This is a genomic window from Bacteroides sp. OM08-11 (genome assembly GCF_003438665.1).
Taxonomy (GTDB): Bacteria; Bacteroidota; Bacteroidia; order Bacteroidales; family Bacteroidaceae; genus Bacteroides; species Bacteroides cutis.
In genome coordinates this window covers 453,429-478,522 of record NZ_QSTJ01000002.1, presented here as the reverse complement: position 1 = coordinate 478,522, position 25,094 = coordinate 453,429, and the positions used below count along the sequence as shown (strand labels likewise).

The following is a 25,094-nucleotide window of genomic DNA, read 5'->3' as shown; positions in this document are numbered from 1 at the left end:
AGACTCAAGTGTCTCAAAATAACAATAACAGAAAACTTTTAAGATGAATAAATTCTTGCTATTCCAGAGATTTTCCATAAGTTTGCAGCCATGAAACAGCATTTAATTTTTATCATATACCTGTTCGCCTTCCTAACCTGTTCTTCTGTAAGTGTTGCTCAGACAGGTATTCAAGAGATAGATACGCCCGATTCTACCCGTATCAGTTTACTGACATGTGCTCCAGGGGGGGAAATTTATTTTCTTTTCGGACATACCGCTATTCGATATGAAAATTACACGCGGGACATTGACGTTATCTTCAATTATGGAATATTTAACTTCGACGCTCCTCATTTCATTCTCCGCTTTGCTTTAGGAAATACGGATTACCAGCTTGGAGTGACCGACTATAATCACTTTACCCGTGAATATAACTCACAGGGACGTGACGTATGGCAGCAGGTACTGAACCTCACTCCTCGGGAAAAAGAGAAGTTGATCTCTTTGCTGGAAGAGAACTACCGTCCAGAAAACCGTGTTTATCGCTACAACTTCTTTTACGATAATTGTGCGACCCGTCCACGCGATCAGATAGAAAAAGCCATTGATGGTGTTTTACAATATGCTGACAATATGACCGATAATGATACAGGAGTCACTTTTCGAGATTTACTACATAAATATAGCGAAGGGCATTTATGGTCGCGTTTCGGAATGGACATGTGCATGGGTAGCCAGGCCGACAAACCAATCAATCGTAAGTTGATGATGTTTGTACCATTCTATTTGCAAGAATATTTCAATACAGCCCGGATTATAGACAAAAAAGGACAGATACGCCCACTAGTCTCTTCTGAAGAAAAAATTGTGGTAACGGGGAAAAATGCTATTGATTTCCAATCGGGAGGTATCACGCCAATGCAATCGGCACTATTGTTATTCATCATAGTTACAGTTGCTACTATTTATGGTCTTCGTCAGCAGAGAACTTTATGGGGTATTGACCTCATACTCTTTTTTTCTGCTGGAATAGCAGGATGTATTCTTGCATTCCTCACTTTCCTTTCACAACATCCGGCAGTCAGCCCCAATTATCTGCTATTCGTCTTTCATCCATTGCATTTATTTTGTTTACCATGGATAATAAATAAAATAAGAAAAAGACAAAGAAGTTGGTATATGCAAGCCAACCTTGTAGTTTTAACACTTTTTATACTGCTTTGGGCAATAATACCACAAAAATTTCCAATAGCAATATTACCTTTGGCACTTTGTTTGCTGATACGTTCAGGAAACAACTTAATTCTCACCTCTCGTTCCTCTAAAAAAAATGAAAAATAGTTTTATTTGGATATTTCGATGAAAAAAGGACTGATAACCTCTATACTCGCATTAACATTCAGCGGTTTGCAAGCCCAACCGTTACCTGTTGTTCCTAAATTGGTGGTAACTCTAACCATCGACCAGTTACGCACCGATTATATGGAGGCGTTCTCGTCCCTTTACGGAGAAAAAGGGTTTAAGAGATTAATACGTGAAGGTAAAGTGTTCCGTCAGGTAAAATTTCCTTTCTCCGGAATCGATCGTGCTTCAGCAATTGCTACTATTTATACTGGTACCACACCATCAATGAATGGAATCATAGCTAAACATTGGCTCGATTCCAAAACTTTACGTCCCAAGAATTGTGTAGATGATCCTGAATTTATGGGTAACTACACCGATGAGAACTCCTCTCCTTCACAGTTATTGACCTCTACTGTAACCGATGAGCTGAAAATAGCGACAAGAAACGCAGCTCTGGTATATTCCGTAGCTCCTTTTCGTGATGCTGCCATTCTTTCTGCCGGACATGCCGGAAATGGTGCTTTTTGGCTAAACAACAAAACGGGAAAATGGTGTGGATCTACCTATTACGGTGAATTTCCGTGGTGGGGTAGCCAGTACAATGATCAACAGTCCCTCGACTTTCGTATCAAAGAAATAGAATGGAATCCCATCTATCCTATCACAAATTATACGTTCCTACCAGAATGGCGAACTTCTCCCTTTAAGTATAAATTTGAAATTGAAAAAGAAAACAAATTCAGACGGTTAATAACCAGCCCACTTGTGAATGATGAAATCAATCGTTTTGCCGAGGAAATTTTAGACAAAAGCACTATCGGTAAAGATGATATTACTGACTTGTTGGCGCTGACCTATTACGCAGGAAACTATAATCATCGTAGCATACAAGAATGTGCTATGGAAATGCAAGATACATATGCCCGTCTAGATCGTAGTATTGCCAACTTGTTGGATATGCTGGAACGCAAAGTGGGTTTGCAGAATATACTTTTATGTATCACTTCTACCGGATATGCTGATCCAGAAGGTGCTGATGTAGGGATATATCGTGTTCCTGGTGGAGAATTCTACCTAAACCGGTGTGCTACTCTATTGAATATGTACCTGATGGCAACTTACGGTGAAGGACAATATGTAGAAGGATTTTACGACCGACAAATATATCTCAATCATAAGTTAATAGAGAATAAGCAATTAAACCTTGCCAAACTGCAAGAGAAGTCTGCCGAATTTTTAGTTCAGTTCAGCGGTGTAAATAAAGTATATTCTGCTTATCGGTTGTTATTGGGATCTTGGTCGCCAGAAATAGAACATATACGCAATGGCTTCCACCGCAAGCGTTCTGGTGATTTACTCATCGAAGTACTCCCTGGTTGGACCATCATGCAGGAAAACAGTACTGACAATCGCGTAGTACGTGCTGCAGATATACCAGTACCGCTTATCCTCATGGGCAGAGGTATCAAATCTGAAACTACCCATCTCCCAGTCAGTGCAGATCACATCGCACCGACCTTGACAAATTTCATGCGTATTCGGGCGCCAAACGCCTGTATAGCAACTGCGCTCAATTATTAGAATCGTGATTATCCGTATAATCCATGCTGAATATTCAGAGCGCAATCCTCTAAAATAATCAATGCAAATCTGTATAATCTGTATAGAAATCAGTAACTTTGTACACTCATAAGATTGAATAATATTAAAAACAATTATATAAAATGGGATTTAATGAAATTTTAAGCTCGATTTTCGGCAATAAATCCACTCGCGATATGAAAGAAATCAAACCGTGGGTAGACAAAATTAAAGCCGCTTATCCTGAAGTTGCCAAACTTGACAATGACGCCCTACGCGCCAAAACAGAAGAACTGAAAGCCTATATCCGTGATGCCGCTACTGAACAGCGTACCAAAGTAGAAGAGCTGAAGTCCAGTGTTGAAAGTATTGAATTGGAAGATCGTGAAGAAGTATTTGCTCAGATAGATAAAATAGAGAAAGAAATTCTCGATATTTATGAAAAAGCTCTTGACGATGTGTTACCTGTAGCTTTCTCCATTGTGAAGGAAACAGCTAAACGTTTCGCAGAGAATGAGGAAATCATAGTAACTGCCACTGAATTTGACCGTCAACTCGCTACGACCAAAGATTTTGTACGTATCGATGGTGATAAGGCCATCTACCAGAATCATTGGATGGCCGGCGGTAATGATACAGTATGGAATATGGTACATTATGATGTACAGTTATTTGGTGGTGTAGTATTACACAAAGGTAAAATTGCTGAAATGGCAACAGGTGAAGGTAAAACTTTGGTAGCTACCTTACCGGTATTTCTCAATGCACTGACCGGAAACGGTGTACATGTAGTAACTGTGAATGATTATTTGGCTAAACGTGACTCCGAATGGATGGGACCGTTGTATATGTTTCACGGTTTGAGTGTAGACTGTATTGACAAGCATCAACCCAACTCTGATGCACGTCGCCAAGCCTATTTGGCAGATATTACATTCGGTACGAACAATGAATTTGGTTTCGACTATTTACGCGATAATATGGCTATCAGTCCCAAAGACCTTGTACAACGCCAGCATAATTATGCAATCGTCGATGAGGTAGACTCTGTATTAATTGATGATGCCCGTACTCCGTTAATTATTTCCGGTCCAGTACCTAAAGGCGACGATCAACTCTTTGAACAACTCCGTCCACTGGTAGAAAGACTAGTGGAAGCTCAAAAGAAACTGGCTACGCAATATCTTGCAGATGCCAAGCGTCTCATCGCTTCAGATAATAAGAAAGATATAGAAGAAGGGTTCCTTGCTCTGTATCGTAGCCACAAGTGTTTGCCGAAGAATAAGGCATTGATTAAGTTCCTGAGTGAACAAGGTATCAAAGCAGGTATGCTTAAGACTGAGGAAATCTACATGGAACAGAATAATAAACGCATGCATGAAGTTACCGATCCGCTGTACTTCGTCATTGATGAAAAGTTGAACAGTGTAGATCTGACAGATAAGGGTGTGGACTTGATTAGTGGTAATTCCGAAGATCCAACTTTCTTCGTATTACCGGACATCACTGCTCAACTTTCCGAACTGGAAAATGAGAAAGAGCTGACAGATGAACAACGTCTGGAAAAGAAAGACGAACTAATGACAAACTTTGCCATCAAATCAGAACGTGTACACACTATCAATCAGTTATTGAAGGCTTATACCATGTTTGAGAAAGATGACGAATATGTAGTAATCGATGGTCAGGTGAAGATTGTAGATGAACAGACTGGACGTATCATGGAAGGCCGTCGTTATTCCGATGGTTTGCATCAGGCTATTGAGGCCAAGGAAGGTGTTAAAGTGGAAGCTGCGACACAAACGTTCGCAACAATCACACTACAGAACTATTTCCGCATGTATCATAAGTTGTCCGGTATGACTGGTACTGCCGAGACGGAAGCAGGTGAGCTCTGGGACATCTATAAGCTCGATGTGGTCGTTATCCCGACAAATCGTCCCATTGCCCGCAATGATATGAACGACCGTGTTTACAAAACAAAACGCGAAAAATATAAAGCTGTTATTGAGGAAATTGAAAAGATGGTAGCAGCCGGACGCCCAGTATTGGTAGGTACTACCTCCGTTGAAATCTCTGAAATGCTGAGTAAGATGTTGACTATGCGTAAGATTGAGCACAATGTATTAAATGCGAAGTTACATCAAAAAGAAGCGGATATCGTAGCAAAAGCCGGTTTAAGTTGTGCGGTAACCATCGCTACCAACATGGCAGGTCGTGGTACCGATATCAAGTTAAGTCCAGAAGTAAAGGCTGCGGGTGGTCTTGCCATCATCGGTACAGAACGTCACGAGTCACGTCGTGTAGACCGCCAGTTGCGTGGTCGTGCCGGACGACAGGGTGACCCGGGGTCATCTGTATTCTTCGTTTCTCTGGAAGATGATCTGATGCGTCTATTCTCTTCCGACCGTATTGCCAGTGTAATGGATAGGCTCGGTTTCAAGGAAGGCGAAATGATTGAACATAGTATGATCTCCAAATCTATCGAACGTGCACAGAAGAAAGTGGAAGAAAACAATTTCGGTATCCGTAAACGTTTGTTGGAATATGACGACGTTATGAACAAGCAACGTACCGTAGTTTATACCAAGCGCCGCCATGCCTTGATGGGCGAACGTATCGGTATGGATATCGTAAATATGATTTGGGATCGTTGTGCCAATGCTATCGAAACTCCGACATACGAGGATTGCAAAATGGATCTGTTGCAAACACTGGCAATGGAAACTCCGTTTACAGAAGAAGAATTCCGTAACGAGAAAAAAGAAAAACTGGCTGATAGAGCATTCGATTCTGCTATGGAACTTTTCAAACGTAAAACTGAGCGTATGGCACAGATTGCCTATCCAGTTATCAAACAAGTTTACGAAAACCAAGGGCATATGTACGAAAATATTCTTATCCCTATCACAGACGGTAAGCGTATGTACAATATTTCCTGTAACCTAAAGGCTGCTTACGACAGTGAATGTAAGGAAGTGGTAAAATCATTTGAAAAATCCATTCTGTTACATGTTATCGATGAGGCTTGGAAAGAAAATCTGCGTGAACTGGATGAGCTGAAACATTCCGTACAAAATGCCAGCTATGAACAGAAAGACCCATTGTTGATCTATAAGTTGGAGTCTGTAAATCTGTTTGATGTCATGGTTGATAAGATTAACAACCAAACAGTTTCTATCCTGATGCGTGGACAAATACCAGTACAGGAGCCTCAAGAAATCCGTCAGGCAACACCGGAACAACGTCAAGACTTAAGTAAGTATCGCGAACAGAAACAAGACTTGAGTGATCCGAACCAACAGGCAGCTGCACAACAAGACACACGTGAGCAAGTGAAACGCGAACCTATCCGTGCGGAAAAAACAGTAGGACGTAATGACCCTTGTCCTTGCGGAAGTGGTAAGAAATATAAGAACTGCCACGGAAAGAATGCATAAACAGCTAATCGGCCAATCACTAATAAAAGCCTTGAACGGTTAAAAACTGTTCGAGGCTTTTTGTTATCCGAGTAAAAAGATTACTTTTGCTTTCAGAACAAAGAATGAAGACTATGACCAAATATTCTTATTACCTGCTATTGTTCAGCTTATTGCTTTTTAGTGGATGTCAAAGTGTAGAACAACTTTCAATCGACTATATGCTCCCTGCAGAGGTTAGTTTCCCTGAAACCCTGAAACGGGTTGCTATTGTTAACAACATGCCCGAAGTACCGGACAATAAACTTATAGCTAGCGAAGAAGATAAAAAGAAGAGTGAAACAGAGATAGCACGAAAAGTGGACTACTACAATGGTGACGCTACTATTACCACCGAAGCATTGGCAAATGCACTTGCTGCAGAAAATTACTTCAATGAAATTGTAATCTGCGACTCGGCATTGCGCGCCAAGGATATCACCCCCCGCGAAAACACCTTGACTAAGGATGAAGTAAATGAATTAACTCAAAGTCTTGATGTAGATTTCTTAATAGCATTAGAGAATATACAAATGCATTCTATCCGTAGAATAAATTTTATACCTGATATAGGAGCATATTATGGTACCATAGACATGAAGGTTTATCCTACCATAAAGGTTTACTTACCCAATCGCAAAGGTCCTATGGTGGTTGTCAATAGTAATGATAGTATTTTCTGGGATGCAATAGGAGGTACGGAGACTTTTGTGCTTACACATCTTATCAGTGAGAAGGATATGTTAAAAGAGGCTTCAGAGTTTGCAGGAACAGTTCCGGTAAAGCATCTTCTTCCACATTGGGAAACAGCCAACCGGTATATGTTTACTGGGGGATCTGTAAACATGCGTGATGCCGCTGTTTATGTCAAGGAAAAACAATGGAATAAAGCTATTGAGTTATGGAAACAAACCTATCAAACTAAAAAAGGTAAACAGAAAATGCGAGCTGCCTATAATCTGGCTTTAGGTTATGAAATGCAGGACAGTATAGAAATTGCTACTGACTGGGCCTTAAAAGCTCAAGTTGAAGCACGTAAGATAGATGAAATAGACAAACGTGACTCGTCACAATTGGGAGTAGGAGATTTCCCTAATTATATGTTTACTACTTTATATGTAACCGAGTTGAAGATAAGAAAGGAAGGAATATCACGTCTGAATATGCAAATGCAACGATTTAATAATGATTTTTGATCAAATGTGCTGTTTGAAGAAAGATTGATAGTCACTTCCACATTTTTTTCATCATTCATTACTCATTATTCATTATTTTCCCTACCTTTGAACATCCTTAAGAAAGAAAAGTAATTATGAAAGTCGGTCAATCAGTATTATCTATCCTCGAAGTTACCATAAAACGAGCAATCAGCAAGTATACTTGTGGTTGTGAGCAATCTATTGTCACAGATATTCATATCCAAGCCAATCAAAGTACCGGTGAATTTACCATTCTCGATGATGAAGATGAAGAATTAGCAAATACTACCATCGAGGAATGGATGTCTTATGAAGGGGATGATTTTTATGAAAGTCTGGAGCGTGCCCTGAGTAACCTTCTTTGTAACCTGAAAAATAATGGTCTTTTTGATAAATTGACTATCATGAAACCTTTCTCTTTTGTTTTGGTAGACGAAGATAAAGAGACCATTACCGAACTCTTGTTGATGGATGATGACACGTTATTGGTAAACGAGGAGCTCCTGAAGGGTCTGGATGAAGAACTGGACACTTTCCTGAAAGAGTTATTAGAAAAATAGATATCAAATCCAATATATTGTAGTCCTTGTAGTATAAAAATTGCAAGGACTATTTTTGTATATTAATACTCCTAGAAGATATACTTTATTTAGTATCCTATAATAAAAAGAGTCCGAACTTAAGAATCCGGACTCTTTTCATATCTATTTAAAAAATACAAAAATCAGATTTTCTTCAGAGCAGCAATACTTTCCTTTAAAGAATTGATGATACTTTCAGCATCCGCTTGTTTTTTGCGTTCCAACTCAAGGACAGCAGCAGGTGCATTATTTACAAACTTTTCATTACTCAATTTCTTCATGACTCCCTGTAAGAAACTTTCCTTATGTTTCAACTCAGCTTCCATACGGGCTATTTCAGCCTCCACATCAATCATATTACCTAAAGGAACTGCATATTCCGTTGTCCCAACCATAAATGAAGCGGCACCGTCTGATTTATTTTCTACTACATCGATGACCGAAAGATTACACATCTTCATTATAACAGAATTAAAGACAACAACTGGATTTTCACCAACAATCTGCAACTCCAACGTTTCTTTCTGAGCGATGTTCTTCTGTAAACGAATGGAACGAACACTACTGATAATCTCCTTTACTACCTCAAATTGCTGTTCAATGGTCTCATCCATCTTGATAGTAGAAGAAATAGGGCTTACCATCAAGCTCTCACCTTCCTTACGGTCTGAAATATGCTGCCACAACTCTTCCGTAATAAACGGCATGAAAGGATGCAACAGATGTAGTAAATTATCAAAGTAAGCAATAGTCGTTTCATATACCTTCTTACTGATAGGTTGACCATAAACGGGCTTAATCATTTCCAAATACCAGGAAGAGAACTCATCCCAGAACAATTTATAAACAGCCATCAATGCTTCACTCAAACGATACTTGCTGAACAAATCCGCTACTTCAGCAGCTACTGCACTTTGTTTAGTCTCGAACCAACGCATTGCCAGTTCCGCAGACTCGGGCACTACAACCTCCACACTTACTTCCCATCCCTTAATCAAGCGGAATGCATTCCATATCTTATTGCAGAAATTACGTCCTTGTTCACAAAGCGCATCATCAAAAAGAATATCATTACCGGCAGGAGCCGAAAGCATCATTCCCATACGCACACCATCAGCGCCAAATCTTTCAATCAGTTCCAATGGATCAGGAGAGTTTCCGAGTGACTTAGACATTTTGCGTCCCTGTTTGTCACGAACGATACCTGTGAAGTACACATTTTTGAACGGCATTTTACCCTCATACTCATAACCCGCCATAATCATTCGGGCTACCCAGAAAAAGATGATATCCGGTCCTGTTACCAAATCACTGGTAGGATAATAATAGTTGATTTCTTCATTATCCGGGTTATTGATACCATCAAATAGGGAAATAGGCCACAACCAAGAAGAGAACCAAGTATCCAAGCAATCCTCATCCTGACGCAAGTCAGCTTTAGTCAGAGCATTATTACCCGTTTTTTCTTTTGCCAGTTTCAAAGCTTCTTCAATAGAAGTGGCTACTACATAACCACCCTCCGGGAGGAAATAAGCAGGAATACGATGTCCCCACCACAACTGGCGGCTGATACACCAATCCTTAATATTCTCCATCCAGTATTTATAAGTATTCTTATATTTAGCAGGATAGAATTTCAGTTCATCATTCATCACCGGTGGCAACGCCATATCTGCAAAATGTTGCATCTTCAGGAACCACTGCATAGAGAGCTTTGGTTCGATAGCTACATTAGTACGTTCAGAAAAGCCTACTTTATTGGTATAAGCTTCCACTTTCTCCAATAATCCGGCAGCAGCAAGATCTTTCTCAATCTGTTCACGTACATCGAACCGATCCATACCGACATATAAACCGGCTACTTCACTAAGTGTACCGTTATCATTAAAAATGTCAATACTAGGCAAATTATATTTCTCGCCCAACATATAGTCATTCACATCATGGGCAGGAGTTACTTTCAAACAACCTGTACCAAACTCAATATCTACATAATCATCTTCAATAACCGGAATAACACGACCCACCAAAGGTACAATAACTTTCTTACCTTTCAACCAGGTATTTTTCGGGTCATTAGGATTGATACACATGGCAGTATCTCCCATAATAGTCTCGGGACGAGTAGTGGCCACTACTGCATAACGTCCTTCGGGATCATCCTCTACCATATACTTCAGATAATATAGCTTACTGTGTTCTTCCTTATAGATAACCTCCTCATCAGAAAGGGCAGTCAAAGCTTTCGGATCCCAATTTACCATACGGACCCCCCGATAAATCAGCCCTTTATTATACAAATCGACAAATACCTTGAGTACACTTTCGCTACGTTTTTCGTCCATTGTAAAAGCGGTACGATCCCAATCACAGGAAGCACCCAGTTTACGAAGTTGTTTCAAAATGATACCGCCATGTTCATCTGTCCATTCCCAAGCATGTTTCAGAAATTCATCACGGGTAAGATCTGTTTTCTTGATTCCCTGTGCTGCCAGTTTATTTACAACCTTTGCTTCAGTAGCGATAGAAGCATGGTCTGTACCCGGTACCCAACAAGCATTCTTACCTTCCATACGCGCACGGCGAACCAGAATATCTTGAATGGTATTATTAAGCATGTGTCCCATGTGCAACACGCCAGTGACGTTAGGAGGAGGAATAACGATGGTGTAAGGCTCACGACCATCGGGTTTCGAACTAAATAATTTGTGGTCCAACCAATATTGATACCACTTTCCCTCCACGTCAGCGGGGTTGTACTTACTTGCTAATTCCATATTATAAAATCTCTATAATTAATTTATTGCGAATAATGGGCACAAAATTAATGAATTAAAATTTAAATCTTGCTACCCTCAGGTTGTTTCTGCTCATGGAAAGACAATTTCTAACCTTCAGAAAGAGTCACGCCATAAAAAATAACAGGCATAAATACCCAATTTCCTAACATCCAAGAGAAAATTTCACCATATTCAATACAGGTAAAAATCTCTACAAAGAAACATCACATTATTTTTCAATAAGGCCTATAGCAAAAGAAAGTCTCCTCTAACACAACTCAACAATACCAAGTCAACCAAAGTCATGCAAAACACAATTTCTACAATAACATTCTATTTCGTTTTATTCAACCATAAATAATAATTACAATACTTGATGTCGTTGACTCCATCGATTGATTAACAGATTTTTCGCAAAAATAGAGCTATTTTTCTATGTAACGTTTAATTATTGCATATTTTTGTCCATACTAAACAATATCCAGAATGAGATGTAAGCTAAAAATCAGATATGTAATATTAAGTGTACTATTGTTTATTACATGGGGCACACAACTCATTCCGTTTTTTGGAGAATTTTATGCTAAATCTGCATATCCAACCATCTCCTACTGTCTATCTGCATTTTCTAATTTGTTTCCATTTGCCATTGGTGATTTATTCATTTTTCTCAGTATAGCCGGAATTATCCTATATCCTATTTACGCGCGTTGCCATCTGAAGAAGATATGGAAACATATTCTGTTGAACAATTTTGAGTATCTATTGTGGGTATATGTATGGTTTTATCTGGCATGGGGATTGAACTATTCACAACCAAATTTTTACGAACGGACAGGTATTCCCTATACCGCCTATACTCCCGAAAATTTTCGGAAATTTATAGATACATACATTGCCAACCTGAACGCTTCCTATACCGATATAACTTCCATCAACGAACCACTTGTTTGCAAAGAATGTGTTCGAAGCTATAACTATATCAGTGATACACTGGGCATACATCGTCCTCCCCATCAATCACCGCGTGTCAAAACTATGTTCTTCACCCCGTTGATTTCCAAGGTGGGTGTCACCGGTAGTATGGGACCTTTTTTTTGCGAATTCACGCTGAACGGAGACTTGTTACCTTCACAATACCCCGCCACCTACAGTCACGAACTGGCACATCTGTTGGGTATCACCAGCGAAGCAGAAGCCAATTTTTACGCCTATCAGGTCTGTACTCGTTCAGAAGTCCAGAGCATTCGTTTCAGTGGTTATTTCTCTATTCTCTCGCATGTATTAAGTAATGCCCATCAATTGATGAATAAAGAAGAATATACGGAACTTCTGAACCGTATACGTCCTGAAATCATCGAGCTGGCAAGAACTAATCAAAAATATTGGATGGAGAAGTATAGCCCTATTATTGGAGATATTCAGAATTGGATATACGACTTGTATCTGAAAGGAAATAAAATAAAAAGTGGACGAAAGAATTATTCCGAAGTAATAGGATTACTTATTTCCTATGAGAACCGAAAACAATAATTAAAGTAAAGTATTGAATATTGATCACTAAATATAATTATATCATGTCTACAAGAAAAGAACAAATGGAAGCCTTTGGACGCTTCCTTGACATACTCGATGAATTACGCGAGAAATGTCCCTGGGATCGCAAACAGACGAACGAAAGCCTGCGCCCCAATACCATTGAAGAAACCTACGAACTTTGCGACGCCTTGATGCGTAATGACAAAAGTGATATCTGTAAAGAGCTGGGTGATGTGTTACTTCACGTGGCTTTCTATGCCAAGATCGGCTCGGAAACGGGTGATTTCGATATAAAAGATGTATGCGACCTCCTTTGTGAGAAACTTATCTTCCGCCATCCGCATGTATTCGGTGATGTAAAAGCCGAAACAGCCGGACAGGTTTCTGAAAATTGGGAACAACTGAAACTGAAAGAAAAAGGTGGCAACAAAACCGTTTTAAGTGGTGTACCCACCTCCCTACCGTCACTCATCAAGGCTTATCGTATCCAAGACAAAGCACGTAATGTCGGCTTCGATTGGGAAGAGCGCGAACAAGTATGGGATAAGGTAAAAGAAGAGATACAAGAATTTCAAACAGAAGTAGTCCACATGGATAAAGACAAAGCAGAAGCAGAATTTGGTGATGTCATGTTCAGTCTTATCAATGCTGCACGTCTCTATAAAATCAATCCGGATAATGCATTGGAGAGGACCAATCAAAAATTCATCCATCGTTTCAACTATGTAGAAGCACATAGCATCAAAGAAGGTAAAAACTTGCACGACATGACGCTGGAGGAAATGGATAAACTATGGAATGAAGCAAAAATTTTAGAAACCCCAAAATAGATTACCTGTTCACACTAAACAAATAATCTATTTTACTTCAACACATCATCTGTTTCATTATAGATGATGTGTTGTTTTATTTCCTGTCCGACTACCGTTTCGGAGCTCTATCTTTTCCCCCACCACGCTGCATTCCTTTCAGCAAATCCCGATGAAAACGCATCTCAGCCTTTTGAACCAAATAGAGTTTCTTGGCAGAAAGTACTCTCTTGAATTTATCGAAATAAGTCTTTTCTAAACGATCGGAAGCGATACGGGCATCGTATACTCCTTCCATTATTTCCGCATATTGGGCTTCAGTAGTCTTTTCATTTTTTCCCTTGCGGATTAATTCCCAAGCTTTATCATTCAGCTCTTTCTTCTTATCCTGCAACTCAAAATACATCGGGAAAAATTTGACAGCCTCTTCTTTTGTCAATCCCGCTTTCTCCATAATATACGCCTTTTGTTTAGCACGGAATTCCGTAGGAGACAAATGCTGGTCACACCCATCAGCAGCCCACAGCACAGGGGCAAGACTACATACTATAACAAATAAAACAATCAGTTTTTTCATTTCTTCTTAATCAGTTAAGTTGTAAGTACATCATTCTGTTTCAGAGTCTGCCAGATAGACATATAATGAATAATCGTCCATCATGGAATTATCCACAGCGATGTTGATGTATTCCATTTCCATTTCCGTATCATCCGCAGCCATACGATCTCCTGCAGTATCAACCGGAGTATGATTTGAAGAAGCAACGCGGATAATCAGCGCCGCACCTACAAACATAGCAGCCATATAAGCCCACGGCTTCACTCTATCCCACATCGTAGGTACCTTTTCCTTAACAATGACCTTCTCTTTTTCGGGAAGCCGGTCCATAATCTCCGAAGTAAGATTTTCAAAATATCCGTCGGGAACATTAAAAACATTTCCCGTCCCCACTTTCTTCAATATATTATCCTCTTCTTTCATAAGCTCTTCTCCTCTCTGTTTAATTAGACAACTTTTCACATTAAAGGTTTAATCTTCTTCTCCCAAAAACTTCTCTATTTTCTTCACGGCATGATGATAAGAAGCCTTCAAAGCTCCCACAGATGTTCCAAAGATTTCCGACATCTGCTCATACTTCATTTCCTGATAATATTTCAGGTTAAACACCATACGTTGTTTCTCCGGCAAGGTAAGCAAAGCTCTTTGTAAAGTTTTCTGCACCTTGTCTCCCGAAAAATAGGGATCACTCTCTAATTTTTGAAGAACATCAGCTTCAGGATCATCCAATGAAACTGTAGCCGTAGCTCGCTGTTTATTCAAAAATGTAAGGCACTCATTCAAAGCAATACGATAGAGCCAGGTGGAGAGTTTTGCCTCCGCCCGGAAATAATCAATATTCATCCATGCTTTAATAAAAGTATTCTGAAGCAAATCATTGGCATCTTCATGAGAAAATACCAACCGACGAATTTGCCAGTACAGCTGTTCGCTATACTGCGCCACAATCATCTCAAATCCCCGCTTCTGTGTACTTTCATCTTGCAAAAGTGCCAACACTTCACGTTCGTTATAGGAAGGGTTCATACAAATCTATTCACATTTATGTCTTTTTAGACAGACAAAGATACTAAAAGTTTAATTTATACCGATATACAAAGCGTTTCTTTGGCAAGTTGTGTATTTGGGAAAATAGCGGAAGCTTCTTCCAGCAGAATACTTTCGTCCTCATAGCGTGCAGAAAAGTGTCCAATAAGTAACTTTTTCACTCCAGCTTCACGGGCAATCTCTGCTGCCTGTGCAGCCGTTGTATGAAAGGTCTCCTTTGCACGTGGAGTATCTTCATCGGCAAACGTTGCTTCATGAAACAGCAAATCCACTCCTCTTATCTGTTCCACAATGGAAGGCAAAAAAATGGTATCCGAACAATAAGCATAACTGCGAGGAAGTACTGCAGGACGAGTCAAACGCGTATTGGCTATAATCTCTCCTTCGGGAGTTACATAATCGGCCCCATTCTTAATACGATTTAACTCGTATACAGGTACTTGGTAAAAGTCTATCATATCACGCAAGATATGATTAGGACGTTGCTTTTCAGCAAACAGAAAACCACAACAAGGTAGTCTGTGACGCAAAGGAATAGTAGTTACGGTTAATGAACGATCTTCATAAATCACCATCTGTTCTTTAGTTTCGAACTCATGGAAAAGGATTTTATATGTCATTTGATGATTGAAGTAGCTCAACATGGGAGCCATTAATCCTTCCAATCCTTTGGGAGAATAAATATGCAATTCTGCCGTACGTCCCAACAGATTGAGCGTAGAAACCAATCCCAACAGGCCAAAACAATGATCGCCATGTAGATGGGATATAAAAATAGTATTCAACCGTGAAAACTTCAAGCGTGACTTGCGAAACTGCAATTGCGCCCCTTCCCCACAATCAATCATAAACAATTTATCGCGTACATTCACTATTTGTGATGTAGGGAAATGCCGGGTTGTGGGCAACGCCGACCCACAACCCAAAATGTGTAATTCAAATTTTTCCATTAACGAAGACAGAACAATCCTTATCCCGATTTAAAAAAGCGCCTTTATCTCCGAAACCTCAAATATACATTCCATAATTTGGCCGGAAATATCACCCTTATATCGATAAATCAATCTTTTATTATCTTTTATACATGCTTCCAAGAACATTTTTATAGCCGGTTCAGATATATTTAAAGAACCTTTAATATTTTGTTTCATTTGTCCCTCATTGCCTTTCAAAACATTCAGATCAACAGCTTCTTCATCAATCGTATAGTTATAAACCACATTGTCCGATTCTATTGTCAATTTGTCAAGAGTAGTGGCTTCATCCACTTTCATCGGACACGAAACATTCGTTACTTTCACCAACTCTTCCAACTTTTGACGGTCACTTTCTTCCTGACTCATATCCTGGTCCAGGATTTTTTTTAAATCTTCCGTATTCAAATAGCATTCTACCTCTTTTCCCGTAGTTTTCCCTTTATATATAAATTTAATTCCAGATTGGGAAGCAACCACCAATTCCAGCATTTTCTTGATTTCACCTTTTGGATTGTTGAACATAGCAGACACTCCCGACTTCATGGCATCAGGTGTCTTTCCCAGAGCTTCCAAATTGATATAATCTTCATTCATCGACATGGAATACACTACATCTGCACCATCGAAATCAATACTTGTCACTTCACCTGCCACTCCCACACTAATAGGACATTGTTTACCGGCTACTTCTATTGCTAATTTAAGTTTGGATTTTTGACTGCAACTAGTAAGCAACATTAGTGACAAACAAGTTAACAGCATAATTTTACCTGAGATTCTGATGATGTTTTGCATAGTGAATTAAAATTAAGTTATTGATTTATCTTCTTTAAGAGACCTAAGAAAAAATCTTCTTTACGATTTCTTACCTTGCAAAGATAAACATAAAATAAAGAAACATCCCCTATTCCATAAAATTCTACCGGCATAAAAAACAAGAAAGGGCGCTTGTTCTGTACAAGCGCCCCTACCTTATTATCTATATATAAAAGAATTATTTCTTTCCAGCTTCCATCTGTTCTTTCAAAGCAGCCAAAGCGTCGATATCACCCAAAGTAGTAGAAGCAGCTTGATTTTGGATTGAAGAAGCAGCTTCTTCCCTCTTACTACCGGTTGACTTTTTAGAAGCCTTCTTTTCTGCTCTTTCTTCTGCCTTGGCAGCATCTTCGAAGATACGGCTGTGAGAAAGAATGATACGCTTAGCATCCTTGTTAAACTCGATAACTTTGAATTCAAGTTTCTCATCCAACTGAGCTTGTGAACCATCTTCCTTAACGAGGTGTTTCGGAGTAGCGAAACCTTCTACACCATAAGGCAAGGCAACTACAGCACCCTTATCCAGCATTTCGATAATAGTACCTTCGTGTACAGAACCTACTGTAAATACAGTTTCAAATACGTCCCAAGGATTTTCTTCAAGCTGCTTGTGACCAAGACTCAAACGACGGTTTTCTTTGTCAATTTCCAGAACCTGTACGTCGATATCTGCACCAATCTGAGTAAATTCAGAAGGATGTTTAACCTTCTTCGTCCAAGACAGGTCAGAGATATGAATCAAACCGTCTACACCTTCTTCGATTTCTACGAATACGCCGAAGTTAGTGAAGTTACGTACCTTAGCTGTATGTTTAGAGCCAATAGGATACTTTTCTTCAATAGTTTCCCAAGGATCAGCCTTCAGTTGTTTAATACCGAGAGACATCTTACGTTCTTCACGATCCAAAGTCAACACTACAGCTTCAACTTCGTCACCTACCTTCATAAAGTCTTGTGCAGAACGCAAGTGCTGGCTCCAAGACATTTCAGATACGTGGATCAGACCTTCAACACCGGCAGCAATTTCAATGAATGCTCCATAGTCAGCCATAACAACTACTTTGCCCTTTACGTGATCACCTACCTTCAAGTCAGGATCAAGAGCATCCCAAGGATGAGGAGTAAGTTGTTTCAAACCAAGAGCGATACGTTTCTTCTCGTCGTCGAAGTCGAGGATAACAACGTTGAGTTTCTGGTCGAGTTCAACCACTTCTTTCGGATCGCTGACACGGCCCCAAGAAAGGTCAGTAATGTGGATCAAACCATCTACGCCACCCAGGTCGATAAATACACCATAGGAAGTGATATTCTTAACGGTACCTTCGAGAACCTGTCCTTTTTCGAGTTTACCGATGATTTCTTTCTTCTGTTGTTCCAGTTCAGCCTCGATAAGAGCTTTGTGAGAAACAACCACATTCTTGAATTCCTGATTGATCTTAACAACCTTGAATTCCATAGTTTTGCCAACGAATACATCGTAATCGCGGATAGGTTTCACATCAATTTGAGAACCCGGCAAGAAAGCCTCGATGCCGAATACGTCTACAATCATACCACCCTTGGTGCGGCACTTGATGTAACCCTTAATAATTTCTTCGTTTTCCAAAGCAGCGTTCACACGATCCCAAGAACGAGTAGCACGGGCTTTACGGTGAGACAGAACCAGCTGTCCTTTTTTGTCTTCCTGGTTTTCGATGTATACTTCTACAGTATCACCAATCTTCAAATCAGGATTGTAACGGAATTCATTCAAAGGAATGATACCGTCTGATTTGTAACCGATGTTCACAACTACTTCACGCTTGTTCATTGCGATTACGGTTCCGTCAACTACCTCGCGGTCGTTAACCTTGTTCAGCGTGTTGTCATACGCTTTTTCCAAGTCTTCGTGACTTGCTGTTGTTACGGCTTCGCCATTTTCGTAAGCATCCCAATTGAAATCTTCAATGGGAGCAACATTTTTTAAATTTTCCATTAATAAATAAATTGTTTAACTCGTTAATTAAGTGAGACTTTATGTTGACTCATATTAAATCGGGCGCAAAGATAGAAGTATTTTCTTGAATGGCAAAATAATCTATGAAATATCACATTATCACCTTATTTATATATGCCAACGCCGCCCCTATCGCAGTACGGTACTCAGCATAAAGAGGAATATGAAAGCGAACGTGATAAATATCTTCCATTTTTGGAAAGACTTCCCTACACTGGGGCAACTGAGCCAGGTTACCGATTAAAACAAAATCTTTGATAGGGCTGTTCAATGCGGCAAGTACAGCCGCTCCACCGATGGTTTGCAATACCATATAAATAACTCCACATGCAATATCTTCCTGAGAAGCATTACTGTCTGTTTTTCCAAACAAGGAAGCGGTAGCATTAACAGGCAAATCGGGCAAGGCTTTGTTGCAAATATCTCCAATCTGTAAATTCACACGGGTCACATCCCCCCGGGAAGCTAATTCCGCCACCTGATGAATATCATGTGTTTTCAGTAATAACCGCGAAAGTCCTTGTAACGTTCCGCCACCAATTCCCATACCTCCAATATGCTGAATTTCATCGCCGTCAACACGTACAAACGACGTTCCCGTTCCCATACTGACCACTATCAACTGATCTATATCCATTGCATGGCGTGCCCCCAAAGCATTAGCTATAAATTCATCCGTCTTACGAGTAGGAAGCCCGTAGAGCGAACTGTCAATAAAAGCACTACCCACACCGGTCAGCATCACCTGCTCCACATCGGACAGATTAATACCTTTATCATATATATATTTCCCGAATGCTCCGAACAAAGACGTCACCGGGTCGGTAGCCGTAATAAACATAGGAGATTCAATTTGTCCCCCATTGATGCCCACTATTTTTGTAGTACTGCCACCTACATCTATACCGATTACAATTCCCATAGCCAATCATTGTATTTGCGGCAAAGGTACAAAAATAGACTGCTCTAATAGAATTCTATCATAAATAATATACGAATACCCAAAAGAAAGAGTACTTTTACACAATTTATAAAATTAAAAATCATGGCAGAAACGAATAACTTCAACCCAACCAAAGTACCCACCGACTACGCATTATGTCTCAACCGCAAGTGCCCACTGGCATCCAGTTGTTTACGTCAACTAGTAGAACAATGCGTCACAAATACATCTGAGTTCTGGACTATCGTCAGCCCTAAACGCATTGCTTCGCAGCAGGGTGACTGTGCTTATTATCGCAGCTCCGTCAAAGTACAGTTTGCTAAAGGATTCGTCGATATTTTAGGAAATTTACCGAACAAACAGACTAAATACGTCATTGCCCGCCTGATTAATCTATTTAGCAGAAGGACTTACTATCGCATACGCAAAGGCGAACGCCTGCTCTCTCCCGATGAACAGCAGAAAGTATTGGCTATTTTCAAAGAATACGGTGCAAACGGTTCTTTGGAGTTTGATTCATACGTGAAAGACTATTGTTGGTAGTTTGTGCCAATAGGGTGGCACAGTTGTGCCATAGAATTGGCATCATCGTGCCAATTTAATGGCATCGTTGTGCCACTTCATTGGCACAAACCGGTTACCATACTTCACTGATAATGATTAATACCTATCGGTTAAAGAGTTCAAAAGTAAATTTGACGCCCACTTCCTGATACTTCCAATTAGCGAAACTGGCAAATACTCCGAAATCAAAGACGTGTGTACCAATGCCATAACCCACTTCCAAATAAGGATTTAGGTGAGGAACAACCAATGCATTGAGATAAAGACGTTCATTCAATACATATTGAGTGTATTTCTTCAGATGCCGGAGCAGCAGAAACGGTGCTTCGTATGTGACATGTCCGCGAACGTACTTACGTGAAGAGTTATACCAACGTCCGTCGAGCAATTGGAATACCCCGCCGATTTCATCGTTCCAACCTACGGGCAGATTAGAACGGGCAAGGTTGGCAAAATCAACAAAGTAAAGTTCCTTTTGATTGGTAAACGCCCCCCACCCAAAGCGGAAGTAGAGATCGCGCATCAACCCCAAAGGCACATTATGCTGAAAATCGACTTCAATGCGCTCATACTTCCCTGTACTATTAAGGACACCACTGATGCCACGCTCCCAGTCTACCGAGACGGTAGGATACTTGGAATAGAGATTAATCTTACGGTCACCATTCATATAATAGTACTGCCCGGGAGTCCACGTCAGACGTACACGGGGAGCAAAACTGTTATAAGTATGACGGAATTTCTTCAGAATATCAGGGTCGAAACCCGGATAGACAGGAGAAGTTTTTGCAGAAACGATATTCGGCATATCCGGAAAAACAATTACAAACTTGGAACGCTCCACCTCAGTACGCCTATGCATAGAGAGCCCGACATCCAAAGTCAGGCCATTAACTATTTCCCAACTATGACGTATCTGCAAATATAAGTCCTTAAAATAGTCCAGATGAATTTGGTCAAAGTCAAAGATACTGTCCGGTATAGCTTTCAAATCATCCAGCACATCACTGCTATAAATACGGTTACCGTTACCCACACTGACATGCAAGGCAGCACGTTTACGAGGCCAGTAATCGAAATCGGAATTGATGGACCAGTAGAACTCTTTCCGTTTAAAATTATATCCCAATTTAGGAACAATACGGAGCAAACGGTCTCCCGTGAATATACGATTGTATTTGAACTCTTGACGGTAAGAGAAACCATTACTACCACTATAACTCAACAAAAGTGGATTGATGAGCGGAGAGCAACGCACACTTCCCATCTTGGCAAGATCTACCGTATAACGACTGATCAATGCATCGCCAATCTCCCCCCAGAATTCAAGTCGTTTATTCTTCGGCTTCTTTTTATAGAGAAAGGTATCACGCCGCAAAAAAAAGTCTTCGTACAAAGTTTCCTCGTGCGGAGAAAGCGGTATCGGGCGCAATATATTAAAAGAAGTGGTATCACGCCGAAAAGCATTTGTATCGCAACGCAACGTATAAGAGTCGGACAAATCATAACGACTCTTCTTATTTTCCTTTTTCCTAATATTGGAAGGGTCGTGCTGATGAATATCTTTATAATCAAGCACCGCCATATAACTACCCTCTATCACATTTCCAAAGAAACGGAACGTTACATCTATATTATAATGTTTGGGAAGAAATTCGTCGATAGCTCCCACTTCCCCCATGCGTACCAAATTATTAAAACGAAGCATTTCATTGCGCCCTGCAAAACGTATCTCACGTATGCTCCACACATTATCGCTTACCACCATATAACCACCTACCAACTGAAAACTTTTACTTTTCGGCATAAAACGAATGCGATACTGCCGTTTGTGTGTCTCCCCCATAATGGAGTCTACATAATAAGTATAGTATTTTTTCGCATTGGTGGCCAGCGGAGAAAGCAGCTTGTCATATAATAATGTAGAGGAATATATATTAATATGGAAATATTCGGGCAAACGCCCATCCCACTCCCAAAATTCAGAAGAAGTACCGACACTTGCCTTCACCTTCTGGTCGTAAATATTGGGAGCGGTGAAGTGCAAGTCACTGTAGGTTTCCATCATATATTCTCTTACGCCCTTCTGAATACGGAACATAGAAGGAATAAAACGGATAAGATGGTTCTTTTTGCGTATATTCACCCAACCTTTGATATATAGTTCCGCCCGGTAATCATCAATAATACGTTCATAGAAAGGAGCAAAGAAGATTACCTTGTCCATGATGGAGTCTGCAAATGCCCTTTGTGCGACGTATGACTCGGGAACAGACGAAGCTCTTACCTTCTGAAAATCCGAAAGCAAGAAACAGAGCACAATCCATATACATATCAAATGTTTCAACCGCAATTTCTCCTTATAGACAGGGACAAATATAGAAAAAAAGTAATTATCTCCGTATTATTTCAACTTCATTTTATGATAGAGGGAAAGAAGCTTAAAAACACGTTTTTGGAAAAAGATAGGCTTTTTTAAGGGGGTATATTCAAAAAAAACATCAAAAATATAAAGAATACCCCCAAAAAAACAGGGGGTGGTTCAAAAAAAACATGTATTTTTGCGCCCATCAATCAACAAAAGAAAAGACTAATATGTCAAAAATGCGTTTTTTTGCTTTACAAGAGCTTGCCAACAGGCGCCCTCTTGAAGTCACTACCCCTTCAAACAAGTTGTCCGATTACTACGGCAGCCATGTTTTTGACCGTAAGAAAATGCAGGAATATCTGCCTAAAGAAGCTTACAAGGCCGTGATAGATGCTATTGAAAAAGGTACTCCCATCAGCCGGGAAATGGCAGACTTGATAGCTAACGGTATGAAAAGTTGGGCTAAATCCCTGAACGTAACTCACTACACGCACTGGTTTCAACCTTTGACGGATGGAACAGCCGAAAAACATGACGGCTTCATCGAATTCGGAGAAGGTATGGATGTTATCGAACGCTTCTCGGGCAAATTGCTCATCCAGCAAGAACCGGATGCTTCTTCTTTCCCAAACGGAGGTATCCGGAATACATTCGAAGCGCGTGGATATACCGCATGGGATGTTTCTTCCCCTGCCTTTGTTGTTGACTCTACTCTTTGTATTCCTACTATTTTTATTTCTTATACAGGCGAAGCGCTTGATTATAAAACGCCATTGCTGAAAGCTCTCGCTGCCGTAGACAAGGCGGCAACGGATGTGTGCCAGCTTTTCGACAAGAATGTGACCCGTGTCTATACCAATCTAGGTTGGGAACAGGAATATTTTTTAGTAGACTCAGCACTATATAATGCTCGTCCTGACCTTTGTTTGACGGGACGTACTTTAATGGGACACTCTTCTGCAAAAGACCAGCAGTTGGAAGACCATTATTTCGGCTCTATCCCTCCACGTGTCACGGCTTTTATGAAAGAGCTGGAAATAGAATGCCATAAGTTGGGTATTCCTGTTAAGACACGCCATAATGAGGTTGCTCCCAACCAGTTCGAGTTGGCTCCTATTTTTGAAAACGCCAATCTTGCCAATGATCATAACCAGTTGGTGATGGACTTGATGAAACGCATTGCACGCAAACATAACTTTGCGGTATTGTTACACGAAAAACCATATAGCGGAGTCAACGGTTCGGGTAAGCATAATAATTGGTCGCTCTGTACTGATACAGGTGTTAATCTTTTTGCTCCCGGTAGGAATCCAAAAGGCAATATGCTTTTCCTCACTTTCCTGGTGAATGCCTTGATGATGGTTTACAAAAATCAGGATTTATTACGCGCTTCTATCATGAGCGCAGGTAACAGCCACCGTTTAGGCGCCAACGAGGCGCCCCCCGCCATTCTTTCTATTTTCCTAGGCAAACAGTTGTCTTCTATCCTTGATGAGATAGCCCGCCAGGTGAGTAACAGTAAGATGACAGCTGAAGAAAAGACTACACTCAAACTGGGTATAGGCCGTATTCCAGAAATTCTACTGGATACTACAGACCGTAACCGTACTTCTCCGTTTGCTTTCACCGGTAACCGTTTTGAATTCCGTGCGGCCGGTTCATCTTCCAACTGTGCTGCCGCCATGATTGCCATCAATGCAGCAATGGCCAACCAACTTAATGAATTTAAAGCTTCTATCGAAAAACTGATGGAAGAAGGTGTCGGTAAAGATGAAGCTATCTTCCGTATACTCAAAGAGACTATTATTGCTTCGGAACCTATTCGTTTTGAGGGTGACGGCTATTCTGAACAATGGAAACAAGAGGCAGCCAGACGTGGTCTGACTAACATTTGCCATGTTCCGGAAGCCTTGATGCGCTACACCGATAACCAGGCACGTTCTGTCCTCATCGGTGAACATATCTTCAATGAAACGGAATTAGCATGTCGCCTGGAGGTAGAACTCGAAAAATACACTATGAAAGTACAGATTGAAAGCCGTGTGTTGGGAGATCTTGCTATCAACCACATTGTGCCGACCGCTGTCATCTACCAAAACCGTCTGTTGGAGAACTTACGTGGATTACGTGAAACATTCTCGCCCGAAGAATACGAAATTTTGAGTGCTGACCGCATCGAATTGGTACGTGAAATCTCCAAACGGGTAACGGCAATCAAGACACTGGTGCGTAATATGACCGAAGCCCGAAAAGTTGCTAATCACATGGACAACTACAAGGATAGGGCTTTTGCCTATGAAGAAACAGTACGTCCGTATCTGGAAAGTATCCGTGAACACATTGACAATCTTGAAATGGAGATTGATGATGAGATATGGCCGCTTCCGAAATACAGGGAATTACTGTTTACAAAATGATAATTTAGGGATGTAATATCCCTGCAAGATATTCTTTCGGATGATAGTATTTTTTAGGTACGGAGATTGTAAATAATATACTTCCCCCCCCCCAAAAAAATACTATCATTCGTTTGATCTGCTTAATCCAT

At 40.4% G+C, this 25,094-nt stretch carries 18 protein-coding genes; 9 read left to right on the top strand and 9 right to left on the bottom strand.

Features of this window, described 5'->3' with window-relative positions; translation table 11 throughout:
* The first annotated feature begins 90 nt into the window (after positions 1-90).
* The 5 genes from DXC10_RS05715 to DXC10_RS05695 all read left to right on the top strand — a co-directional run bounded on the left by DXC10_RS05715 (position 91) and on the right by DXC10_RS05695 (position 8,127).
* Complete coding sequence (locus DXC10_RS05715) at positions 91-1,323, top strand: DUF4105 domain-containing protein (protein ID WP_117737479.1); 1,233 nt, start codon at positions 91-93, stop codon at positions 1,321-1,323.
* Positions 1,324-1,341: 18 nt separating this feature from the next.
* On the top strand, positions 1,342-2,910 hold the full coding sequence (locus DXC10_RS05710) for an alkaline phosphatase family protein (protein ID WP_101543062.1): 1,569 nt from the start codon (positions 1,342-1,344) through the stop codon (positions 2,908-2,910).
* Between the two features lie 143 nt (positions 2,911-3,053).
* Positions 3,054-6,350, top strand: coding sequence for a preprotein translocase subunit SecA (gene secA / locus DXC10_RS05705; RefSeq protein ID WP_101543061.1), 3,297 nt, complete (start codon positions 3,054-3,056; stop codon positions 6,348-6,350).
* 113 nt (positions 6,351-6,463) lie between these two features.
* Positions 6,464-7,564 carry a DUF6340 family protein gene (locus DXC10_RS05700; RefSeq protein ID WP_101543436.1) on the top strand — a complete coding sequence of 367 codons (1,101 nt, stop codon included), beginning with the start codon at positions 6,464-6,466 and terminating at the stop codon, positions 7,562-7,564.
* Between the two features lie 116 nt (positions 7,565-7,680).
* On the top strand, positions 7,681-8,127 hold the full coding sequence (locus DXC10_RS05695; RefSeq protein ID WP_117737478.1) for a hypothetical protein: 447 nt from the start codon (positions 7,681-7,683) through the stop codon (positions 8,125-8,127).
* A gap of 164 nt (positions 8,128-8,291) precedes the next feature.
* Here DXC10_RS05695 and DXC10_RS05690 read toward each other — a convergent pair whose 3' ends face one another.
* A complete protein-coding gene (locus DXC10_RS05690; protein WP_101543059.1) occupies positions 8,292-10,925 on the bottom strand; it encodes a valine--tRNA ligase in 2,634 nt (877 codons plus the stop codon).
* A 489-nt stretch (positions 10,926-11,414) separates the two neighbouring features.
* Here DXC10_RS05690 and DXC10_RS05685 point away from each other — a divergent pair, with 489 nt between their 5' ends.
* Positions 11,415-12,461, top strand: a complete 1,047-nt coding sequence (locus tag DXC10_RS05685) for a DUF3810 domain-containing protein (protein WP_101543058.1) — start codon at positions 11,415-11,417, stop codon at positions 12,459-12,461.
* A gap of 41 nt (positions 12,462-12,502) precedes the next feature.
* Complete coding sequence (gene mazG / locus DXC10_RS05680; RefSeq protein WP_101543433.1) at positions 12,503-13,297, top strand: nucleoside triphosphate pyrophosphohydrolase; 795 nt, start codon at positions 12,503-12,505, stop codon at positions 13,295-13,297.
* Between the two features lie 91 nt (positions 13,298-13,388).
* On the opposite strand, the gene DXC10_RS05675 is transcribed toward mazG, so the two are convergent.
* The 7 genes from DXC10_RS05675 to coaW all read right to left on the bottom strand — a co-directional run bounded on the left by DXC10_RS05675 (position 13,389) and on the right by coaW (position 19,593).
* The gene (locus DXC10_RS05675) at positions 13,389-13,853 is read right to left on the bottom strand and encodes a hypothetical protein (RefSeq protein WP_101543057.1); all 465 of its coding nucleotides are present in this window, start codon (positions 13,851-13,853) and stop codon (positions 13,389-13,391) included.
* Positions 13,854-13,883: 30 nt separating this feature from the next.
* Positions 13,884-14,258, bottom strand: coding sequence for a hypothetical protein (locus tag DXC10_RS05670; RefSeq protein WP_101543056.1), 375 nt, complete (start codon positions 14,256-14,258; stop codon positions 13,884-13,886).
* Between the two features lie 48 nt (positions 14,259-14,306).
* On the bottom strand, positions 14,307-14,861 hold the full coding sequence (locus tag DXC10_RS05665) for an RNA polymerase sigma factor (protein WP_101543055.1): 555 nt from the start codon (positions 14,859-14,861) through the stop codon (positions 14,307-14,309).
* Between the two features lie 56 nt (positions 14,862-14,917).
* Positions 14,918-15,832 carry a ribonuclease Z gene (locus DXC10_RS05660; RefSeq protein WP_101543054.1) on the bottom strand — a complete coding sequence of 305 codons (915 nt, stop codon included), beginning with the start codon at positions 15,830-15,832 and terminating at the stop codon, positions 14,918-14,920.
* Positions 15,833-15,862: 30 nt separating this feature from the next.
* Entirely contained in the window at positions 15,863-16,621 is a 759-nt protein-coding gene (locus DXC10_RS05655; RefSeq protein WP_233519880.1) for a hypothetical protein, read from the bottom strand.
* 232 nt (positions 16,622-16,853) lie between these two features.
* A complete protein-coding gene (gene rpsA / locus DXC10_RS05650) occupies positions 16,854-18,650 on the bottom strand; it encodes a 30S ribosomal protein S1 (RefSeq protein ID WP_101543052.1) in 1,797 nt (598 codons plus the stop codon).
* 112 nt (positions 18,651-18,762) lie between these two features.
* A complete protein-coding gene (gene coaW / locus DXC10_RS05645) occupies positions 18,763-19,593 on the bottom strand; it encodes a type II pantothenate kinase (protein ID WP_101543051.1) in 831 nt (276 codons plus the stop codon).
* Positions 19,594-19,716: 123 nt separating this feature from the next.
* Between coaW and DXC10_RS05640 the strand changes: the two genes are divergently transcribed.
* Positions 19,717-20,157, top strand: coding sequence for a DUF6078 family protein (locus DXC10_RS05640; RefSeq protein WP_101543050.1), 441 nt, complete (start codon positions 19,717-19,719; stop codon positions 20,155-20,157).
* Between the two features lie 124 nt (positions 20,158-20,281).
* Here DXC10_RS05640 and DXC10_RS05635 read toward each other — a convergent pair whose 3' ends face one another.
* Positions 20,282-22,525: a DUF5686 family protein gene (locus DXC10_RS05635; protein ID WP_219618397.1), complete on the bottom strand. Its 2,244-nt coding sequence runs from the start codon at positions 22,523-22,525 to the stop codon at positions 20,282-20,284.
* Positions 22,526-22,773: 248 nt separating this feature from the next.
* On the opposite strand from DXC10_RS05635, the gene DXC10_RS05630 reads away from it, so the two are divergent.
* Positions 22,774-24,963: a glutamine synthetase III gene (locus DXC10_RS05630; protein ID WP_101543049.1), complete on the top strand. Its 2,190-nt coding sequence runs from the start codon at positions 22,774-22,776 to the stop codon at positions 24,961-24,963.
* The last annotated feature ends 131 nt before the right edge of the window (positions 24,964-25,094 follow it).

Bases quoted from the DNA above. Each gene is read 5' to 3' on its own strand.
- DXC10_RS05700 (WP_101543436.1), top strand. From the start codon at position 6,464: ATGACCAAATATTCTTATTACCTGCTATTGTTCAGCTTATTGCTTTTT.
- DXC10_RS05695 (WP_117737478.1), top strand. From the start codon at position 7,681: ATGAAAGTCGGTCAATCAGTATTATCTATCCTCGAAGTTACCATAAAA.
- DXC10_RS05640 (WP_101543050.1), top strand. From the start codon at position 19,717: ATGGCAGAAACGAATAACTTCAACCCAACCAAAGTACCCACCGACTAC.
- coaW (WP_101543051.1), bottom strand. From the start codon at position 19,593: ATGGGAATTGTAATCGGTATAGATGTAGGTGGCAGTACTACAAAAATA.
- DXC10_RS05665 (WP_101543055.1), bottom strand. From the start codon at position 14,861: ATGAACCCTTCCTATAACGAACGTGAAGTGTTGGCACTTTTGCAAGAT.
- DXC10_RS05655 (WP_233519880.1), bottom strand. From the start codon at position 16,621: ATGCTGTTAACTTGTTTGTCACTAATGTTGCTTACTAGTTGCAGTCAA.
- DXC10_RS05690 (WP_101543059.1), bottom strand. From the start codon at position 10,925: ATGGAATTAGCAAGTAAGTACAACCCCGCTGACGTGGAGGGAAAGTGG.
- secA (WP_101543061.1), top strand. From the start codon at position 3,054: ATGGGATTTAATGAAATTTTAAGCTCGATTTTCGGCAATAAATCCACT.
- DXC10_RS05710 (WP_101543062.1), top strand. From the start codon at position 1,342: ATGAAAAAAGGACTGATAACCTCTATACTCGCATTAACATTCAGCGGT.
- DXC10_RS05660 (WP_101543054.1), bottom strand. From the start codon at position 15,832: ATGGAAAAATTTGAATTACACATTTTGGGTTGTGGGTCGGCGTTGCCC.
- DXC10_RS05715 (WP_117737479.1), top strand. From the start codon at position 91: ATGAAACAGCATTTAATTTTTATCATATACCTGTTCGCCTTCCTAACC.
- DXC10_RS05675 (WP_101543057.1), bottom strand. From the start codon at position 13,853: ATGAAAAAACTGATTGTTTTATTTGTTATAGTATGTAGTCTTGCCCCT.
- DXC10_RS05670 (WP_101543056.1), bottom strand. From the start codon at position 14,258: ATGAAAGAAGAGGATAATATATTGAAGAAAGTGGGGACGGGAAATGTT.
- DXC10_RS05685 (WP_101543058.1), top strand. From the start codon at position 11,415: ATGAGATGTAAGCTAAAAATCAGATATGTAATATTAAGTGTACTATTG.
- rpsA (WP_101543052.1), bottom strand. From the start codon at position 18,650: ATGGAAAATTTAAAAAATGTTGCTCCCATTGAAGATTTCAATTGGGAT.
- DXC10_RS05630 (WP_101543049.1), top strand. From the start codon at position 22,774: ATGTCAAAAATGCGTTTTTTTGCTTTACAAGAGCTTGCCAACAGGCGC.